At 70.8% G+C, this 18,018-nt stretch carries 17 protein-coding genes and 1 pseudogene; 12 read left to right on the top strand and 6 right to left on the bottom strand.

The window, feature by feature from the left end:
* Positions 1-167: 167 nt before the first annotated feature.
* On the bottom strand, positions 168-1,187 hold the full coding sequence (locus ACWDAG_RS37600; protein WP_450700054.1) for an Lrp/AsnC family transcriptional regulator: 1,020 nt from the start codon (positions 1,185-1,187) through the stop codon (positions 168-170).
* 159 nt (positions 1,188-1,346) lie between these two features.
* Between ACWDAG_RS37600 and ACWDAG_RS37595 the strand changes: the two genes are divergently transcribed.
* A complete protein-coding gene (locus tag ACWDAG_RS37595) occupies positions 1,347-1,838 on the top strand; it encodes a magnesium transporter (protein ID WP_450700053.1) in 492 nt (163 codons plus the stop codon).
* 98 nt (positions 1,839-1,936) lie between these two features.
* Here ACWDAG_RS37595 and ACWDAG_RS37590 read toward each other — a convergent pair whose 3' ends face one another.
* Together ACWDAG_RS37590 and ACWDAG_RS37585 are read right to left on the bottom strand one after the other, a co-directional pair.
* The gene (locus tag ACWDAG_RS37590) at positions 1,937-2,365 is read right to left on the bottom strand and encodes a DUF6114 domain-containing protein (protein ID WP_450700052.1); all 429 of its coding nucleotides are present in this window, start codon (positions 2,363-2,365) and stop codon (positions 1,937-1,939) included.
* Positions 2,365-3,021, bottom strand: coding sequence for a DUF6230 family protein (locus ACWDAG_RS37585; RefSeq protein ID WP_450700051.1), 657 nt, complete (start codon positions 3,019-3,021; stop codon positions 2,365-2,367). The genes ACWDAG_RS37590 and ACWDAG_RS37585 overlap by 1 nt, the downstream gene beginning before the upstream one ends.
* 662 nt (positions 3,022-3,683) lie before the next feature.
* Between ACWDAG_RS37585 and ACWDAG_RS37580 the strand changes: the two genes are divergently transcribed.
* Positions 3,684-4,337 (top strand): Tat pathway signal sequence domain protein, encoded by a 654-nt coding sequence (locus ACWDAG_RS37580; protein ID WP_450700050.1) that lies wholly within the window; start codon positions 3,684-3,686, stop codon positions 4,335-4,337.
* A gap of 18 nt (positions 4,338-4,355) precedes the next feature.
* On the opposite strand, the gene ACWDAG_RS37575 is transcribed toward ACWDAG_RS37580, so the two are convergent.
* Positions 4,356-5,288, bottom strand: coding sequence for a lytic polysaccharide monooxygenase auxiliary activity family 9 protein (locus ACWDAG_RS37575; protein WP_450700049.1), 933 nt, complete (start codon positions 5,286-5,288; stop codon positions 4,356-4,358).
* Positions 5,289-5,552: 264 nt separating this feature from the next.
* On the opposite strand from ACWDAG_RS37575, the gene ACWDAG_RS37570 reads away from it, so the two are divergent.
* From ACWDAG_RS37570 to ACWDAG_RS37560, 3 genes are all read left to right on the top strand, one after another.
* Complete coding sequence (locus ACWDAG_RS37570) at positions 5,553-6,296, top strand: AfsA-related hotdog domain-containing protein (RefSeq protein WP_450700048.1); 744 nt, start codon at positions 5,553-5,555, stop codon at positions 6,294-6,296.
* Between the two features lie 69 nt (positions 6,297-6,365).
* Positions 6,366-7,013 carry a ScbR family autoregulator-binding transcription factor gene (locus tag ACWDAG_RS37565; RefSeq protein WP_450700047.1) on the top strand — a complete coding sequence of 216 codons (648 nt, stop codon included), beginning with the start codon at positions 6,366-6,368 and terminating at the stop codon, positions 7,011-7,013.
* A gap of 195 nt (positions 7,014-7,208) precedes the next feature.
* A complete protein-coding gene (locus ACWDAG_RS37560) occupies positions 7,209-8,393 on the top strand; it encodes a damage-control phosphatase ARMT1 family protein (protein ID WP_450700046.1) in 1,185 nt (394 codons plus the stop codon).
* Positions 8,394-8,410: 17 nt separating this feature from the next.
* On the opposite strand, the gene ACWDAG_RS37555 is transcribed toward ACWDAG_RS37560, so the two are convergent.
* On the bottom strand, positions 8,411-9,673 hold the full coding sequence (locus ACWDAG_RS37555; protein ID WP_450700045.1) for a cytochrome P450: 1,263 nt from the start codon (positions 9,671-9,673) through the stop codon (positions 8,411-8,413).
* Positions 9,674-9,958: 285 nt separating this feature from the next.
* On the opposite strand from ACWDAG_RS37555, the gene ACWDAG_RS37550 reads away from it, so the two are divergent.
* From ACWDAG_RS37550 to ACWDAG_RS37520, 7 genes and pseudogenes are all read left to right on the top strand, one after another.
* Positions 9,959-10,891: an ABC transporter substrate-binding protein gene (locus tag ACWDAG_RS37550; protein WP_450700044.1), complete on the top strand. Its 933-nt coding sequence runs from the start codon at positions 9,959-9,961 to the stop codon at positions 10,889-10,891.
* 6 nt (positions 10,892-10,897) lie between these two features.
* Positions 10,898-11,716 carry an ABC transporter permease gene (locus tag ACWDAG_RS37545; protein WP_450700043.1) on the top strand — a complete coding sequence of 273 codons (819 nt, stop codon included), beginning with the start codon at positions 10,898-10,900 and terminating at the stop codon, positions 11,714-11,716.
* Positions 11,717-11,805: 89 nt separating this feature from the next.
* The gene (locus ACWDAG_RS37540; protein WP_450700042.1) at positions 11,806-12,561 is read left to right on the top strand and encodes an ABC transporter permease; all 756 of its coding nucleotides are present in this window, start codon (positions 11,806-11,808) and stop codon (positions 12,559-12,561) included.
* On the top strand, positions 12,558-13,310 hold the full coding sequence (locus ACWDAG_RS37535) for an ABC transporter ATP-binding protein (RefSeq protein WP_450700041.1): 753 nt from the start codon (positions 12,558-12,560) through the stop codon (positions 13,308-13,310). Before ACWDAG_RS37540 ends, ACWDAG_RS37535 begins: the two co-directional genes overlap by 4 nt.
* A 99-nt stretch (positions 13,311-13,409) precedes the next feature.
* Positions 13,410-15,566, top strand: coding sequence for a germacradienol/geosmin synthase Cyc2 (gene cyc2, locus ACWDAG_RS37530; RefSeq protein WP_450700040.1), 2,157 nt, complete (start codon positions 13,410-13,412; stop codon positions 15,564-15,566).
* A pseudogene (locus ACWDAG_RS37525) lies at positions 15,470-16,486 on the top strand (multicopper oxidase domain-containing protein). Before cyc2 ends, ACWDAG_RS37525 begins: the two are co-directional and overlap by 97 nt.
* Before the next feature lie 83 nt (positions 16,487-16,569).
* Positions 16,570-17,139, top strand: coding sequence for a PDZ domain-containing protein (locus ACWDAG_RS37520; RefSeq protein ID WP_450700039.1), 570 nt, complete (start codon positions 16,570-16,572; stop codon positions 17,137-17,139).
* Here ACWDAG_RS37520 and ACWDAG_RS37515 read toward each other — a convergent pair.
* On the bottom strand, positions 17,132-17,887 hold the full coding sequence (locus ACWDAG_RS37515; RefSeq protein WP_450700038.1) for a metallophosphoesterase: 756 nt from the start codon (positions 17,885-17,887) through the stop codon (positions 17,132-17,134). The two genes, ACWDAG_RS37520 and ACWDAG_RS37515, sit on opposite strands and share 8 nt — an antisense overlap.
* Between the last annotated feature and the right edge of the window lie 131 nt (positions 17,888-18,018).

The raw sequence follows: 18,018 nt of genomic DNA, 5'->3' as shown, positions 1-18,018 counted from the left end.
ACTGGCTGACCGGGACCGCCGGTTCCGCCGCCCGTATCTACTACGAGCGCGCCCACGCCACGGGCCACCCGGGGGGGGGGGGCGGGTCGGCGGATCAGCGCAGGGACGAGCGGCGGCCTTCGGGCCGCCGCTTCTTCGGTAGGGGCAGGGGGTATGGGCAGAGGGTTTCAGACCCGGGTACGGGGCGCCGCCGCGGAGCGCCTGGTGCGGGCCAGGTCCGTGATGATCGGGCTCGCCGCCTTGAGGTTCTGCAGGACCGGGCTGGTCTCCAGGGTGTGGATCGCGTCCAGTGAGCCGAGCCGCCGCGCCAGGTAGTGGTGCAGGTCGGCGGGGTCGCGGCACAGGGCCTGGGCCACCAGGTTGGTGGGGCCCGTGGTCGCGGCCACGAAGGCCAGCTCGTCGTGGCCGGCGAGCGTCGTCGCCACGTGTTCGAGGCGCGAAGGGCTCACCGACATCCACAGCAGCGCCCGGGTGTTGGCGCCGAAGTGCCCGGTGTCGACCTCCACGTCGAAGAAGATCGCGCCGCCCGCCCGGAGATCCGCGAGACGGCGCGCCACGGTGACCGGGGACCAGCCGGTGGCCTGCGCCAGCTCGGCGTGTGTGGCCCGCCCGTCCCGCTGCAGGGCGATCAGCAAGTCGGCGTCTGTCTGGGTGAGTTGGCGCGGGACGGGGACGTACGAGGTGTCCGCGGCCTCGTGCTCGCGCAGCACGCGCTGCTGCTTGTCGTCGAGGCTGTCGGCGCTGCGCCGCCAGTTCGTCGCCCCACCCAGGTAGGTGTGCAGGATGCAGTGTGCGGACACCGCGGTGATGTGGTTGGTGCGCGGAATGTCGCGCAGCAGCAGGGAGTTGCCCGCGCCCGCCTCGGTCGGTGTGTGGATGATCGCGACGATCTCGGTGCCGCCGGAGGTGAGCTTCACCCACGAGGTGTCCTGCCGCCGCACCAGGGCGTGTGCCAGGTCCTGCGCGCTGCTCGCCGCCGCGGTGAGCCGTACGAGCCACTGCGTCTGACCTGCCTGATGAGGATCCGGCAGCCCCACCACCCGCAGGGACGCCTCGGTGCGCAGCCGGCGGTAGCGACGGGACACGGTCTGCGGCGAGACGTCGAGCGCGGCGGCGATCCGGCTGAACGGTGCACGGGCATCGATGTGCAGTGCGTGGATCAGGGCACGGTCCAGGTCGTCGAGCATGCACACATCCTTCAGTGGGGGCCTGCTCCGTGGAACAAAGTTGAAATAACGTAGGCGCGCTTGCCGCCGTCTTTCAGTCACCGCCGCGCTATTCGCGCCGTACCGGTTGATCGTCCGGCTTTCCCGGCGGAGCTCGATCGGGCCGGCCGGACGGCGGATGTGAGCCACGTCGTATCAGCCCTGCCGTATCCGCTCACCGGAAGTATGCGGGAGGCCTTCGAGCGCACCCTTGAGAAGGTCACCCAACTCGCCACGTTCATCCCGCTGTTGATCGGCACCGGCGGCAACGCCGGCGCGCAGGCGGCGACCGTGGCAGTCCGTGCGCCGGCCGTCGGAGAGGTGCGCGTGTCGGACGTGCCCGCGGTGGTGTGGCGGGAGTACCGGGTGGGAGTGGTGCTCGGCTCGATCCTGGCCCTGTTCGGACTGGTCCTCGGCACCCTGTTCGTGGGCGTGCGCATCGCCGTCGTGGTCGGCGTGGCGCTGGTCGTCATCTGCGGCTGGGCGGCGACCGCGGGCGGCGCCGTGCCCCTGCCGGCCAAGCGCCTGGGCATCGACCCGGCGGTGGTCTCGGCCCCGATGATGACGACTCTGGTGGACGCCACCGGGCCGGCCATCCACTTCCTCACCGCCCGCGCCGTACTGGGCATCTGACCACCACGCGCCCGCCGGCCGGCCCCGAGACGAGCCGGCCGGTGCGGGCTGCCGTGTCGGCGGTACGGCTCGGGCCGCACGGCCCACGGCTGTACGGTCTACGGCTGTACGGCCTCCAGGGCCCGCGCCTCCCTCTTGCGCTGCCGGCGGCTGACCCGCGGCTCCTGGTCCGGCAGCCAGCCGAAGGCGAGGCAGCTTCCGACGGTCCCCAGGAGCAGACCGATGAAGAAGCCGCCCAGGTTCGAGGTGAGCCAGGTACCCAGGGAGGCCAGGACGCCGATGATCGAGTAGAACAGGCGCTGCGTGGGGTTGAAGAGGGTCAGCAGCCCGCACAACAGCATCACGGTGGGCAGGAGGTAGCCGGCCAGGTTCTGCGTGGCGGCGTGCATGATGACCTTCAGCGAGGCCTTCTCGGTGCCCAGTATCTCCGCCCCGCCCAGGGCGAGCAGCAGCCCGCCCCAGAACGGACGGCGGGCCCGCCACTGACTGAAAGCGGGCTCCGCGTCTTGCTTCGGTTGGTCCGGCATCAGGGGCAACCCGAGTCGCTGAAGCTGAGTTTCAGGCCCGGCAGCTTGAACACCCCGGCGGTGGTCGCGTAGTTGGTCTGCCGCAGGTTGTCGATGTGCACCGTGTCGGCCTGCTGGCTGAACACGCCCGCCGGGCCCTTGACGCCGGCCTTGTTGAGCGTGCTCGCGTCGTTGCCGATCTCGATGTTCCTGAAGGCGGCGTCGCCGGTCAGCAGGGTCGAGTCCGTGGTGAGGTCGGTCGCCTGCACCTTCGACGAGCCACTGCCCGCCTTGATCAGCAGGTTGGTGCCACCCAGGTCGACGCTCTGGCACAGGCTGTCCAGTGTGGCGTTCTTGATGGCGGAGGTGACGATCAGCACCTGACCGCCGGTGTCGCCCGCGTTGGGGCTGTTGTCGATCATGCTGTCGAGCCCACCGAACTGCTCGAAGCCGGTGCCGTCGAGCGACTTGGCGGTCACCGTGAAGGGCATTCCGGAGATCGAGAACGAGACCCCCAGAGCCCCCTCGGCAGTCATGATCGCGAGACCGGCCGTGATGGCGACGGCCGGGACCGCCATCACCGCGGCGCGGCGCAGCCGGACCCGCCCGCGTCTCGCGGGGTCGGGTGAGGAACCGCTTTCTGGGTTCCCGGTGGTGAGTTCGGCGGACGAGGCCATTTCTGCTCCCATGTGCATAGTCAGTGCGGGTTGGGCATCATCGGCGCGTTGTCCTGGCGCGGACAGCGGCTGCAGGCGCACGCCTCCTCCCAAACTCCCGGCGGGTGGAAGGGCTTTCTCGTACTCCGCAGTAGCCAGCGAGGAAGTTACCCGTGGTTACTTTCAAGGGTCAAGGGACTTGTGAAAAAAGGGTGTTGGTTGTGCCCCACCTGTGGCTCAGCAGCTCCGGCAGGTCGCACCAATCTCTTGAATGATCGTCAACTCCCTTGTCGCGCCTTGACGTTGACTGACGCTCAGGTCTACAACTGCCCCTGGCTTCCCCCAGATCCGTGGCGCCGGATCCAGCCACGCGGCCCTGTCCGCGTCTCCCGGACCCTTCCAGTCCGCACGGGCCCTTCACGGCCCGAGCTCCCCCAGACGGTCCGGTACGGACACTTCCCCCCTGGCCCACGCCAGGCCGTCGCTTCCGCCCGGCCCGGCCGGAGGCCCACCCCCCGGGTCTGCGGCCGGTCACCGGCCGGTCGTCGTTGCCGGTCCGTGGCGTACGGAGAAGGCGTCACGGACCGGCATCGGCGGACGCCGACCGGCGTCCCCCCACTTTCCTCGCGCCACATCGGAAGCCCCGAACCCTCGAACCCCGCACCAGAAAGAGGTACGTCCGCATGCGCACTCGCACCCTCCTCACCCTCGTCGGCACCGTCGCCGCGCTCTCGATCCCCGCGGCCGTCCCGGCCTCGGCGGCCGACACCCCCGTCCTCACCACCGGCTCGACCGGCGGCGCCGCCGTCGCGGTCGGTGACGTCCTGTCCGCACCGCTGGCAAGCGGCACCAAGGCCACGCTCTACTCCAGCGCGACCGGCACCAGCGGTGTGAGCTGCACGTCCTCGACGTTCACCGCCACGGTCACGGACAACCCCGCCGCGCCGGGCACGGCCACCGAGTCCGTCGGCGCGCAGACCTTCGACAGCAGCAGCTGCACCAGCAACGTCCTCGGCGTGACGGGCGTCACCAGCATCACGGTCGACAACCTGCCGTACACCACCGCCGTGGCCTCCGACGGCACGCTGACCGTGACCCCGGCGAGCGGCTCCACCATCCAGACCACGGTCAAGCTGAAGACCCTGCTGGGCTCCATCACCTGCGTCTACCAGGCTCCGAGCCTGACCGGCACGACGAGCAACAGCGACGCCAGCATCAACTTCACCAACCAGCAGTTCAGCAAGGTGTCCGGCTCGTCGCTCTGCTTCAGCAGCGGCTACTTCACCGCCAAGTACGCCCCGGTGACCGACAACGGCGCCACCGTCTACGTCAACTGACGCCCAGCCAGGCGTAGTTCAGCGTCGACGCAGACGCAGCGCCAGGGCGGCGCCGCCGGTGAGCACCAACACCGCAGCGGCGCCGCCCGCCAGCATGGGTGAGGACGGCCCCGAGTCGGCGGTGGAGGTCGAGGCCACCGGGGTGCTGTCGGGGGCGGTGGGCTCCTGCCGAGGGGTCGCGGCCGCCTCGGCCGTACGGGAGGGAGTCGTACGGGGTTCGGGCCTGGCCGTGGGGCTGCTGCTCGCGCTCTTCCCGCCACGCGCGGAGGTCGACTTCGACGCCGCCGTACCACCGCTCCTCCCGCTCCCGGCCGTCCCGAACTCCACGTCGGAGCACGAGTAGTACGTGTCCGTCGTGCTGCTGTTCTGCCAGATGGTGTAGAGCACGTGGTGCCCGGTCCGGTCGGACGGCAGCTTCGCGGTGATGCGGTACGCGCCGTTCGTCAGCGCCGGGTCCTTGACCGAGGCGAACGGCTTGTCCGGCAGCTCGGACCAGGTCAGCGGCTTCCTCGGGTCGTAGCCGGGCTTGGTGAGGTAGAGCTTGAACGTGCCGGTGTGCGGGATCGTCGAGGCGTACTTCATCGTCAGGGTCGCGCCCGGCTTCAGGGGCGTCGACGGCCAGTCGGAGCGGGCGAGGTCGAGGCCCTTGTAGGCGGGCAGGCCGCCGCTGCACAGCTTTCCGTCGGGGATCATCTGCCGGTCCCTGCCGCCCACGTCCGCCACCCGCAGGTTGTCCCAGAACGTGAAGGGGGCGCCGTTCGCGGCGACGGCCGCCTTGCACGCCGCCGACTGTGCGTTGCTGCCGCCGTCGGGCGAGCAGGCGTAGGCCCTGCTGACCGGATCCGTGGGCGCGCCGTGCGCCTGCGCGGTGCCCGCCGCCCACAGGGGCAGCAGGAACGGGGTCACGAGGGCGGCCGCCAGGGCGGTGTGGTGTGCGGTCATCCGGGGCATCCGGAACGTCTCCTCGGCCGGCGCGGAACGATGTGCTCCCGTGAAGTACGGACGACCGGCCCGGCGCGTTCAGCGCGGGACCGCTCGGGGGTGTTCCGGAGTGAACAGCCCTTTGAACCTTGACCGTTCACCTGCTCCGTATGTCCCTCGGGGCCACCCGGGCCACATTGAAAACCAACCCGGTCGCCTCGTACTCTGGCGGTCACCGGCACGGGCACCTCGCCGTCTGGTCTGTCATCCGCTTCCGGGGACCGAGGGAGGGTCATGCCTCGACCGGCTTTGACGGCCACCGTGCCTCGTCAGCTCGTCCACCGCGCCGCCGTAGCGGAAACGTTGCTCACCGACTGGGAGTGCGCGGGCCCCGACCGGTTAACGCTGTTTGCACAGTGGCCGCGTGCACATCGGTTACACGTGTCGCCGGACCGGTCGGCGCACGAGCCGCTGCTCGTCGCGGAGACCGTCCGGCAGGGTGGAGCACTCCTCGCGCACGCCGAGTACGACGCCCCGTTCGACCACTGCTTCGTACTGAAAGAGCTGCACCTCAGCACGTGTCCCGAGCACCACGCCGTCGCCGCAGTGCCCGCCGAACCCGTCCTGGACGTCACCGTGTCCCACGTCCGCCATCGCGCCGGCCGCCCCACCGCGCTCCGCTACGACACCGACGTACGCCTCGGCGGCGAGCGCGTCGCCACCGCGCTGCCGCTCCCGCCCGTCCGGCCCGGCTGCTGGCAACTGCGAGTAGATACCGCCCATCCCGTTTGCTTCGACCATCCACTCGATCGCATCCCGGGCATGCCGCTCCTGAAAGCGGCGCGGCACGCCGCCCGTGTCCGGGCCGTCGGACCGGCAGGGGGCGGGTCCTGCCATGCGGCCTTCCATCAGTATGCTGAGCTGGACAGACCCACCTGGATCGAGGTGGCCGACGAGACCGGGACGGGTCTGGAGGTCTGCCGATCCCAGGGTGAGTCAACGGTGTTCGAGTGCGCCGTCGGCGCCGCCGCACGGTGAGATATCGTTCACTGGGAGTGAGAAAAACAAACAGCCCGGCCCGTTTCCAGACCTAGGAGTGTTCAGTCGATGGCGAGGCAGTTACGCGCCGAGCAGACCCGCGCGACGATCATCACGGCCGCAGCAGACCTGTTCGACCGTCGCGGCTACGAATCGACCAGCCTGAGCGACATCGTCGAACACGCCCAAGTCACCAAGGGCGCCCTCTACTTCCACTTCGCGGCCAAGGAGGACCTCGCGCACGCCATCATGGAGCTGCAGTCCAAGGCCTCGCGCGAGGTGACGAAGGACCTGGACGGCCAGGGTTACTCCTCGCTCGAAACGCTGATGCGCATCACCTTCGGCATCGCCCGTCTCTCCGTCGAGGGCCCGATCCCCAGGGCCGGACTCCGGCTCGCCACCGGGGAAGTCGCCGTGCGGCCGCCACTCCAGCACCCCTTCACCGAGTGGCGGGACATCGCCACCCGCAAACTCCTCGGCGCCGTCAAGGAGTCCGACGTCCACCCGGACATCGACGTCGACGCCGTCGCCCACTCCCTCGTCAGCTTCTTCGTCGGCACCCGCGTCGTGGGCCGCTCACTCGAATCCGTTGCCCATCAGCCCCGCAGACTGGCCGAGATGTGGCACCTCACGATCCGCGGCCTGGTCCCGGTGACCCGTCGCGCCCGCTACGTGAGTCTCGCCGCCCGGCTGGAGCGCGAGATCAGAACCGTCTGACGGAGGATGCCGGGGCCAGGGCCTGTCCGGCGGATCAGCTCGGCGTCGCGGGGTCTGGCACGCACTTCCCCAGTGCCTCAAGGGTGTGGGGGACCCCCATGACCCCGCTCGGGGTGGCCAAGACACGCCGCACCTTGTAGCCGACCTGATCCGCCGGACAGGCCCTGGTCGTGGGGCGGACCTATCGTGGGGCGCATGCCCGACACCCCGTCGCCCCACCCCCCGTCCGCGCCCGTGCTCCTCGGCAACGAGCCGGGGTCGTTTCCCCACAGCGTGCTCGCCGAGCGGCACCCCGCGATCATCCGGCAGGTACGGGAGGCCTTCCCGTACGGCCCCGCACAGCACCGCGCGCTCGACGCGCTCCTCGCGAGCTGCACCAAGGGCGTCGTCGAACCGCTCCCCGCCGACGCACACGACCGGAACCGGTGGGAGACGTGGGGCATGGCCCGGTACGCAGGCCGTTCCTGGTACGACATCCCCTGGCTCTGGTCCGAGAGCTACTTCTACCGCCAACTCCTCGACGCCGTCGGCTACTTCGGCCCCGGTCCCTGGCAGGGCATCGACCCGTTCCGCCCCTTCAAGCTGGCCGAGCTCGACTCCCCGGAGACAGACGAGGAACTGGCCGCCCTCGACGCCCTGTCCGCCGACGACCAGGACCGCGCCCTGCTGCACGGCTCCCTCTGGGGCAACCGCGCCGACCTCGGCTTCCGCCTCTCCGCCGCCGGTGCCGGTACCGTGGACACCACCCCGGGCCTGGTCGCCGACGACAGCGAGACCTTCTGGTCGCTGCTCCCGCCGTCCGGCGTGGGCACGCTCTGCCTCATCGCGGACAACGCGGGCCGCGAACTCATCCCCGACCTGCTCCTCATCGCCCGCCTCCTCGAACGCGGGCGCATCGGGCGGGCCGTCCTGCACATCAAGCCGTACCCCTACTACGTCTCCGACGCGACGACGGCCGACGTGCTCGACGCGCTCAGGAGGCTGGCCGGGGCGCGGGGAGCAGCCGCCGAGTACGGCCGCATCCTGTGGTCGGCGATGACCGACGGCCGCCTCACCCTGCGCGCCCATCCCTTCTCCGCCGGGCCGCTGCCGTACGCGGACATGCCGGGCGACCTCCGTGCGGAACTCGCCACCGCCGCGCTGACCGTCGTCAAGGGCGACCTCAACTACCGCCGCCTGGTGGGAGATCGGCTGTGGGATCCGACCACACCCTTCGCGGACGTCACGGACCACTTCCCCGGACCGGTCGCCGCCCTGCGCACTCTGAAGTCTGACGTGATCACCGGCCTGGACCCCGACACCGAGGCCTCGCTCGTGGCGGCCGAGGGGCAGCGGTGGCGGACCGGCGGCACCCACGCACTGATCCAGGTGCGTGTGTGAAGGCCCGCCCCTGAACCTCAAGTCACCTGCACGGGCAGCGACTTGAGACCATTGATGAAGTTGGACGTCAGCCGTCTGGCCGACCCCGCCGTGCGCAGGACCGGCAGGGCGCGCAGTGCCTCCCCGTACAGCACCCGCAGCTGCAACCGGGCGAAGTGCGCACCCAGGCAGACGTGCGGACCGTCCCCGAAGGAGACGTGCGGGTTCGGCGTACGGGACAGGTCGAGGCGGTCCGGCTCGGGGAAGACCCTTTCGTCGCGGTTCGCCGAGGCATGGAAGACGACCACCTTGTCGCCCGCACGGATGAGCCGCCCCGCCAGCTCGGTGTCGCGGGAGGCGGTGCGGCGGAAGGTGAGGACGGGAGGATGCCATCGAAGCAACTCGTCGACGGCGACCGAGAGTTCGAGCTTCCCCGAGCGCAGCAGCTCGTACGCCTGGGGGTGCTCGGCCAGGGTCAGCAGTCCGCCGGGCGCGGCGCTGCGGACGGTGTCGTTGCCCGCGACGGTGAGCAGGAAGAAGAACATCTCCAGCTCGGCGTCGGCGAGTTCGGGATCCTGGGCGAGCGTCGTCATCACGTCGTCGGCGGGGTGGCGGCGCTTGTGCGCGGCGAGCTGCTGGGCGTAGGCGAACATGTCCCGGAGCAGCGCGGGGGAGCGGGGGTTGACGGGTCTGCCCGCCGCGTCGAGCACGGGGGTGCCGGCCTCGTCGGGGTCCTGGTAGCCGATGACCCGCTGCGTCCAGTGCAGCAGCAGGCCGCGGTCGCCGTCCGGGACGCCGAGCAGGTCGGCGAGGTTGAGGAGGGCGTAGTCGTCGGTCACGGCGGTGACGAGGTCGACGGTGCCGTCGGTCGTCCGGGCCGCCTCCCGTGCCTGCGTGAACAGGGTCCGGGCCCGTTTCCGCGCGAGGGTCGTGAAGCGGTCGATGCGGCTCGGGACGAAGGCGCGGCTGACCAGTCGCCTCAACCGCCCGTGCCGCGGCGGATCCTGATTGAGCATCATGCGCCGGATGAAGGGAAGGTCGGCGGGGTCGGGGTCGCGGATCTGGGTTGCGCCGAGGTGTGAGGAGTACGTGGCCGAGTCCTTGAGGACGCGTACGACGTCCGCGTGCCGGGTCACCGCCCAGAACCCGGGCCCGGCCGGCCAGCCCAGCACCTCGGGCTCGTCCTGCCAGGCCACGGGGTGGTGGTCGCGGAGTACGCGGTAGGCGGCGTGGGGCACCCCGGCGGCGTACTGCCGCGGATCGAAGACGTCCGGGACCGGCGGGGCCTGGCGCAGATTCATGCGACCACGGTGGGGTTCCCTGCGGGGCTCTGGCAAGGGAACCTGCGGCGCGCCGCGGGGTGGGCGTCTTTCGTCTGGGGCAGCGTCGCGGCTGAGCGCGCCCAGGCGGCGGAAGAGCGGATCGATACCGTCCCGCGCCCCTTCGGGGGCGCTGCAGTGCGGCGGTGCTTTCGTATTTCTCCAAAGAGTGGCCGCCCAATCCGGCCCTATGTGGTGATCATGACAATTAGCTGATAGTCATGCCGCATGGCATTACGGGGATTGCGGACGGGAATCGGGAAAACGGTGGCTGTCGCGGCCGCCCTGACACTGCTCCTCGCGGCCTGTGGTGACGACGGCGGGGGCTCCACGACCGCGGACGGCCGCACGAAGATCACCGTGGCCGCCCTGCCGCTGACGGACTCCGCGGCGCTCTACCTCGCACGGGACCGCGGGCTGTTCACGAAGGAGGGACTGGACGTCAGGATCCAGCCCGTCCAGCAGAGCATCCAGGCCCTGCCCGCCCTGGCCAAGGGGCAGGTCGACGTGATCGCGAGCGCGAACTACGTGACGTTCCTGCAGGCCGACGAGAAGGGCACCCTCGACCTCCGCATCCTCGCCGAGGGCGTACGGGTGGCGCCGCACATGATGGACGTCCTGGTGCCGAAGGACTCGGGCATCAAGTCCGTCGCCGACCTCGCGGGCAAGAAGGTCGCCGTCAACATCCTCAACAACATCCAGTCGCTCACTCTCAACGCGATCCTCGACGCGCAGGGCGTCGGCCGGCCCGACTACCGGCAGATCGCCTTCCCGCAGATGGGGCCCGCCCTGGAGCGGGGTCAGGTGGACGCCGTGCACGCGGTGGAGCCCTTCGACAGCGCGATCCGGGGGGAGCTGAAGGCGAGGGTGCTGCTGGACGGCGGGTCGGCGCCCGTCCAGTCGCTGCCCATCAGCGGGTACGTCACCACACAGAAGTTCGCCGCCGGACACCCCAAGGAGGCCGCCGCCTTCCAGCGTGCCGTCGAGGCCGCTTCGAAGATCGCAGCGCAGGACCCGAACGCCGTACGGGATGAACTCCCCAAGTACACCAAGGTGACCGCCCACCAGGCCACATCCATCGGGCTGCCCGCGTATCCGGCTTCCACCGATGCCGCGCAGCTGCGGCGGCTGACCGAACTCATGAAGAAACAGGGGCTGTTGACCAAGGCCCTCGACCCGGCGACGCTGCTGGTCAAGTGACGCCAGGTGAAGCGGCTGAAACGGCGGGAACGGCTCGCACGGCATCAGGAGCTGTGGCTCGGTCTGCTCGGGGTGCTGTTGGCCTTCGGAGCCTGCGAGGCGGTCGGCCGGGCAGGCGTCGTGAGGCGCAGCTATCTTCCGCCCGCCTCGGAAGTACTCGCCCGCGCCGTCGAGCTGGCGGGCGACGGCGCCTTCCTGGACGGGATCGGCGCCACCCTGCGGGCCTGGGCGCTCGGGCTCGGCCTCGCCGTCGCGATCGCCGTCCCGCTCGGGCTGCTGCTCGGCAGCGTGCCCGTCGTCGACTCCGCCGTACGCATGATCGTGGAGTTCCTGCGGCCAATGCCGTCGGTCGCACTGATCCCCCTGGTCTCGCTGCTCCTCGGCACCGGCACCGAGACCAAGGTCGCGCTGATCACGTACGCGTCGGTCTGGCCCGTTCTCTTCAACACCATCTACGGCCTCGGCGAGACCGACCCGCTCGCCAAGGACACCCTGCGGGCCTTCGGCTTTGGCCGGCTCTCGGTGCTGCTGCGGGTCGAACTGCCCGGCACGGCACCGTTCATCGCCGCCGGCATCCGTATCTCGGCGGCCGTCGCCCTCATCCTCGCCGTGGCGACCGAACTCCTCTCCGGCTTCGGCGAGGGCCTCGGCATCTTCATCGCCCAGGCGGGCCAGTCCACCGACGGCACCCGGGACGTCCTGGCCGGCGTGGTGTGGGCGGGCGCCCTCGGGCTGGTCATCAACGGCGTCCTGGTCCGGTGCGAACGCCGGCTGTTCCCGTGGACACCGGAGCGGCGGGCGGAAGGGCGCGGGGTGCGGTCGTGAGGCAGATGATCCGGCGGGAGAGAACCGCGGCACGCCGGGGGCCGGGGGAGCCCGTCCGGAGTACCTCTGGGCGCCACCTGCTTCTCCGCGTGCTGGTCCTCCTCCTCGCCCTCGCCCTGTGGCAGGTGACCGCCCAGGCCCACGGCAGCGTGTACTTCCCGCCCCCGGGTCGCATCGCGCACCGCGCCTACGAGTTGTGGTTCTCGGGGCCGGTCCGGCACGCGTTTCTCACCGAGGCCGCCGTGGGGGACGTACTGCCGAGCCTCGGACGGATGGCGGCCGGATTCGGGATCGCCGCCGTCGCCGGGATCGCGATGGGTGTCGCAGTCGGGCGGTCGCGACGGGCGTACGCCCTCTGCAACCCCGTCCTGCAGTTCGCGCGGGCCGTGCCGCCGCCCGCGCTGGTGCCCGTCTTCGTCGTCGTCCTCGACTTCGGCACGCCGATGCAGATCGCGTCGATCGCCTTCAGCGCCGTCTGGCCGGTGCTGGTCAACACGGCGGAAGGGGCACGCAACACCGACCCGCTGCGGCTCGATGTCGCCGCCGTGCTGCGCCTGAACCCCGTCGAACGGCTGCGCTTCCTGATCCTGCCCTCAGCACTGCCCCGCCTCTTCGCGGGCCTGCGCCTGAGCCTCTCGCTCTCCCTCATCCTCATGGTGTTCTCCGAACTGCTGCCGGGCACCGCCAACGGCATCGGCTACACCCTCACCGACGCCCAGTCCCGCTCCGACCTGCTCACCGTATGGGCGGCACTGCTCCTCCTCGGAGTCCTCGGCCACCTCCTCAACACCGCGCTTCTGGCGGTCGAGAGGCGGATGGTCGGACGGGGAAGGAGCACGGCATGACGCTCCGCCTCGACTCCCTCGGCCAGCGCTACGGCGATCAGCGCGTCCTGCGCGACATCACCCTCACCGTGCCCGACGGCCAACTCCTCTGTGTGGTGGGCCCGTCCGGATGCGGCAAGTCCACCCTCCTGCGCACCGTCGCCGGACTGCAACCCGCGCGCGAGGGCACCGTCACCATCGACGGAACGCCGGTCACCGGAGTACCCGACCGACTGGCCGTCGTCTTCCAGGACTACGGTCGTTCCCTCTTCCCCTGGCTCACCGTCCGCGACAACGTCGCCCTCCCGCTGCGCCGTCGCGGCCTCACACGGACCGAGCGCCGCGCCGAGGCCGAGCGGATCCTGGAACGCGTCGGCCTCGACGGCGCCGGGCGCCGCCACCCCTGGCAGCTCTCCGGGGGCATGCAGCAGCGCGTCGCCATCGCCCGCGCCCTGGTCTGCCGCCCCTCCCTGCTGCTCATGGACGAACCCTTCGGCTCTCTGGACGCCCAGACCCGCGAGGACCTGGAGGACCTTCTGCTGGAGGTCCACCGCACCGAGGGCACGACCATCGTGTTCGTCACCCACGACATCGACGAGAGCGTCTACGTCGGCGACCGCGTCGTCGTCCTCTCCCCGGCCCCCGCCTCCCACATCGTCCTCGACCTGCCCGTCGAACTCCCGGGCAAGCGCGACCAGATCGCCACCCGGGGCCTGCCCGAGTTCGTGGCGCTGCGCGCGGAGGTGGGGCGGGCGGTGCGGGGTTCGTAGGGCCCCGCCCTGTTCCCGGTTCGCCCGCGATTCACGCGATGGTGTGATCATGTCCCGGCCCGCGGATGGTGCCGGAGAGTCACGGGTAGGGCCCCGGCCATGACGCAGCAGCCCTTCGAACTCCCGCACTTCTACATGCCGTACCCCGCGCGGCTGAACCCGCATGTCGACGAGGCGCGTGCCCATTCGACCGAGTGGGCACGGGGGATGGGCATGCTGGAGGGGTCCGGGATCTGGGAGCAGTCCGACCTCGACGCGCACGACTACGGACTTCTCTGCGCCTACACCCACCCAGAGTGCGACGGCCCCGCCCTCTCCCTGATCACCGACTGGTACGTGTGGGTCTTCTTCTTCGACGACCACTTCCTGGAGACCTTCAAGCGCACCCAGGACCGCGTCGGCGGCAAGGCCTACCTGGACCGGCTGCCCCTGTTCATGCCGCTCGACCTCGCAACTCCCGTACCGGAGCCGCAGAACCCGGTCGAGGCCGGACTCGCCGACCTGTGGGCCCGCACCGTGCCGTCGATGTCGGTGGACTGGCGCCGCCGTTTCGCCGTGGCGACCGAGCACCTTCTCAACGAGTCCCTGTGGGAGCTGTCCAACATCAACGAGGGGCGGATCGCCAACCCCGTCGAGTACATCGAGATGCGCCGCAAGGTGGGCGGCGCCCCCTGGTCGGCGGGGCTTGTGGAGTACGCGACGGCCGAGGTCCCCGCGTCCGTGGCCGGTTCGAGGCCGCTCAGGGTGCTGATGGAGACGTTCTCCGACGCCGTCCACCTGCGCAACGACCTGTTCTCCTACCAGCGCGAGGTCGAGGACGAGGGCGAGAACAGCAACGGCGTGCTCGTCCTGGAGACCTTCTTCGACTGCACCACCCAGGAGGCCGCCGACACCGTCAACGACGTCCTCACCTCCCGCCTCCACCAGTTCGAGCACACCGCCCTCACCGAGGTGCCCGCACTGGCCCTGGAGAAGGGCCTCACCCCGGACGAGGTGGCCGCCGTCGCCAAGTACACCCAGGGACTTCAGGACTGGCAGTCCGGCGGCCACGAATGGCACATGCGCTCCAGCCGCTACATGAACGCCCGCGCGCAGACCACGCAGCCGTGGCACGGCCTGACCGGCCCCGGCACCTCCGCCGCCGACGTCGGCGCGCTGCTCGCGGCGGCCGGCGCCGAGCGCCTGCGCGCCTACACGCACGTGCCGTACCAGAAGGTCGGCCCGTCCCTGCTGCCCGACTTCCACATGCCCTTCGAGGTCCAACTCAGCCCCCACCTGGACGGCGCCCGGCACCGGCTCACCGACTGGATGCACGCCATGGGCATGCTCCAGGAGGGCGTCTGGGACGAGGACCGGCTCGCCGCCGCCGACCTCCCGCTGTGCTCCGCGGGGCTCGACCCCGACGCGACACCCGAGGAACTCGACCTGAGTTCGCAGTGGCTGGCCTGGGGGACCTACGGCGACGACTACTACCCGCTCGTGTACGGCCACCGCCGCGATCTGGCCGCCGCCCGGCTGACCACCCGGCGCCTGGCGGACTGCATGCCCGTCGACGGCGAGGAGGCCCCCGCCCCGCTCAACGGCATGGAACGCGGCCTCACCGACCTCTGGGCGCGCACCACGGCGCAGATGACCCCCCAGCAGCGGCGCACCCTCAAGGACTCGGTGAACGTCATGACCGAGAGCTGGGTGTGGGAGCTGTCCAACCAGCTGCAGAACCGCATCCCCGACCCGGTCGACTACCTGGAGATGCGCCGCGCCACCTTCGGCTCCGACCTCACCCTGAGCATGTGCCGGATGGGTCACGGCCCCGCGATCCCGCCCGAGATCTACCGCAGCGGCCCCGTCCGCGCCCTGGAGAACGCCGCCATCGACTACGGGTGCCTCATCAACGACGTCTTCTCGTACCAGAAGGAGATCGAGTACGAGGGCGAGATCCACAACGCGATCCTCGTCGTGCAGAACTTCTTCGGCATCGACTACCCGACCGCACTCTCCGTCGTCCACGACCTGATGACCCAGCGCATGCAGCAGTTCGAACACATCGCCGCACACGAACTGCCCGTGGTCTACGACGACTTCCAGCTCTCCGGCGAGGCACGCAAGGCGATGGACGGCTATGTGAAGGACCTGCAGAACTGGATGGCGGGCATCCTCAACTGGCACCGGGCCGTGGACCGTTACAAGCCGGAGCATCTGGCCCGCCGCACTCACGGCTTCCTTCCGGACCGCCCCGCCGTCGTGACCGCACATTGAACCTTTTCGCGCGGAACGGGACATTCAGGGAGATGGAGATCGCCCTGCGTCCGACCTGGGTCCGGCTGCACCCGCAGCTTCCGCCGACCCTGATGTGGGGGTACGACGGGCAGGTGCCGGGCCCGACCATCGAGGTGCGCCGCGGGCAGCGCGTCCGCATCGCCCGGACCAACCGCTTTCCCAAGGGCAGCGAGTATCCGGTGACTTCGGTGGAGGTGCCGGTCCGCGCGCCCGGCACCCCGCCGGCCACCACCGAGCCCGGCCGGGAGGGCGTCGAGCCGAACAAGGACGTCGCCGCCCTGCCCGCCTGGCCGGTGACGCACCTGCACGGAGCGCAGACGGGCGGCGGCAACGACGGATGGGCGGACAACGCGACTCACCCACGACATCCCGCACGGCCACCGCCTGGTCGTGCTCACCCCGCCCGCCACCAAGGGCGGCGCCGGCGGACACCCGGAGATCTGGGAGATGACCGAGGTCACCGACCCCGCCGGCATCCAGGTCCCCACCGACGGCATCATCCAGCTCAAGGACCCGGACGGCACGACGAAGACGTACCGGCGCACGTCCCGGACGTTCAACGACGGCCTCGCCTTCACCATCGCCGCGCCCACGACGACTCGGGCTTCGACCCGGCGGTGGGCGGCACCCGCGCGCCCATCGCGTTCGACGTGGCCACGCAGATTCCGCTGGCGCCCGACGAACGCGGCTACAAGGACGTCTTCCGGGTGCCGGGCGGTCAGATACTGCGTGTCATGGGGAAGTTCGACGGTGCGTACGGCCGGTCCATGTACCACTGCCACCTTCTCGAGTACGAGGACATGGGCATGATGCGTCCCTTCGTCGTCATGCCCGAGGAGGCGATGACGTTCGACCACGGCGGCGCGCACGGCGGCCATGGCGAGGGCCACACGGGCTGACCCTCGCGGGCCGTCGCAGTCTCACTCGTTCGTGGCTCGTCGGGCGCCGGGGCTCCGGGTAGAGCTCCAGCCGGAGGCGATCCATGGAACAGACTGCGTTGCGTCCCAAGCCGATGCCCGGTGGGGAGCCCGGCGGCGGCACCGAACCCGGCACCGCCCGGCGCCCGCACGCCTTGCGTCGGCGCGGCCGACGGCTAAGGGCCGCGTTGTTCGGCCTGCTCGTGGGGACGGTCCTGGTGCTGTCCGGGGTCGGTCTCGGCACGGTCGGCGCCACGGTGATCGGCATGAGCAAACTCGCCGACCTGCAACGCCAGGCGCAGGCCACCCCGTCGGCCAGGGCGCACCCCCGTCCGTCGTCCCCGCCGGCGTCCGCGTCCCCGGCGCCCGCCACCGCGACCCTGGGCCTGGAGGCCGTGGACGCGGACAGGGCGGGCGCCCTGGTCGTCGGCGTGCACGTGCCCGGCCCGGGCTATGCGGCGGGCCTCGTGCGGGGAGACGTACTCCTCGCGTTCGGCAGGACCCGCATCGACTCGGCCGCCGACCTCGCACGCGCCGTCGCCCGCGCCCGCCCTGGCGTCGGGATCACGCTGACGGTTCGTCATCGAAGCGGCGGCTACCAGCAGTTGACGGCGATCCCGGGCGTCGTCACGTGACGACTCGGAAGTGAGTGGTGAGTCGCCCGTCGTCGTCGAGCACATGGAAGGCAAGACCGACCGGAGCGTCCCGGTCGGCGATCTGCTCGCCCTCCCAGGGCAGTCGCAGTGTCCAGGTCACGCCGGGAGCGACCATCAGCGGCCGTCCGGCGAACACGCTCGCGGCAGGCGTGTGCGCATGACCGGTGACCAGCCCCGCGATCTCCGGCCGCCGCTCCAGCAGCCGGGCGAGCCGGCCGGGATCGCCCAACTGGTAGGAGTCGGGCAGAGGATGGTGCAGCGCGACCGGCGGGTGGTGGAAGGCGAGCAGCGCCGGCAGGCTCCCGTCCAGCTCGTCGAGCGTCGCCTCGATCCAGTCGTACGTCTCCTCGTCCAGCGCTCCCTCGTCCCTCCCGGGGACGCTGGAGTCGCACATGAGCACGGCGCCGTCGTCGAAGACATGCACGCTGTTGACCGGCGAGTCGGCCGCGGGCTGCCCCAGCAGGGCCTTGCGATAGGGCGCCCGGCTGTCGTGGTTGCCCGGGCAGGTCAGCACCGGGAAGGGCGCGTCCGCCTCGCGCAGCCCCAGGATCCGGGCGGCCTCCTCGTACTCCGCCTCCGCGCCGTTGTCCGCGATGTCGCCGGTCACCAGCAGCGCGTCCACCGGCCGCGGCAACGCCCACAGCCGGTCGCGCACCCGCTCGGCGCGCTCCGTCGCCCGCACGGTCCCGTCCAGATGCAGATCGCTGATGTGTGCGAGTACGAGCACGGCCGTACGCCTCCCCGAATCGGTGGCTAATGCTATGTGGCCATCTAAGCATTAGTTCTCTTGGTGAGGTGCCCGGTACCCGTCGTTGCGCCGGGAAACCACTGGTCCACGTCCACGGAGTGGGCCACGAT

The organism is Streptomyces sp. NPDC001157 (assembly GCF_053598255.1).
The sequence above is the reverse complement of the archived record's forward strand: the minus strand, read 5'-3'. Positions and strand labels throughout refer to the sequence as shown.

Coding starts and splice junctions, on each gene's coding strand:
- ACWDAG_RS37535 (WP_450700041.1), top strand. CDS start 12,558: ATGACGCTCCGCCTCGACTCCCTCGGCCAGCGCTACGGCGATCAGCGC.
- ACWDAG_RS37575 (WP_450700049.1), bottom strand. CDS start 5,288: ATGCCCCGGATGACCGCACACCACACCGCCCTGGCGGCCGCCCTCGTG.
- ACWDAG_RS37600 (WP_450700054.1), bottom strand. CDS start 1,187: ATGCTCGACGACCTGGACCGTGCCCTGATCCACGCACTGCACATCGAT.
- ACWDAG_RS37585 (WP_450700051.1), bottom strand. CDS start 3,021: ATGGCCTCGTCCGCCGAACTCACCACCGGGAACCCAGAAAGCGGTTCC.
- cyc2 (WP_450700040.1), top strand. CDS start 13,410: ATGACGCAGCAGCCCTTCGAACTCCCGCACTTCTACATGCCGTACCCC.
- ACWDAG_RS37570 (WP_450700048.1), top strand. CDS start 5,553: ATGCCTCGACCGGCTTTGACGGCCACCGTGCCTCGTCAGCTCGTCCAC.
- ACWDAG_RS37560 (WP_450700046.1), top strand. CDS start 7,209: ATGCCCGACACCCCGTCGCCCCACCCCCCGTCCGCGCCCGTGCTCCTC.
- ACWDAG_RS37565 (WP_450700047.1), top strand. CDS start 6,366: ATGGCGAGGCAGTTACGCGCCGAGCAGACCCGCGCGACGATCATCACG.
- ACWDAG_RS37520 (WP_450700039.1), top strand. CDS start 16,570: ATGGAACAGACTGCGTTGCGTCCCAAGCCGATGCCCGGTGGGGAGCCC.
- ACWDAG_RS37590 (WP_450700052.1), bottom strand. CDS start 2,365: ATGCCGGACCAACCGAAGCAAGACGCGGAGCCCGCTTTCAGTCAGTGG.
- ACWDAG_RS37555 (WP_450700045.1), bottom strand. CDS start 9,673: ATGAATCTGCGCCAGGCCCCGCCGGTCCCGGACGTCTTCGATCCGCGG.
- ACWDAG_RS37580 (WP_450700050.1), top strand. CDS start 3,684: ATGCGCACTCGCACCCTCCTCACCCTCGTCGGCACCGTCGCCGCGCTC.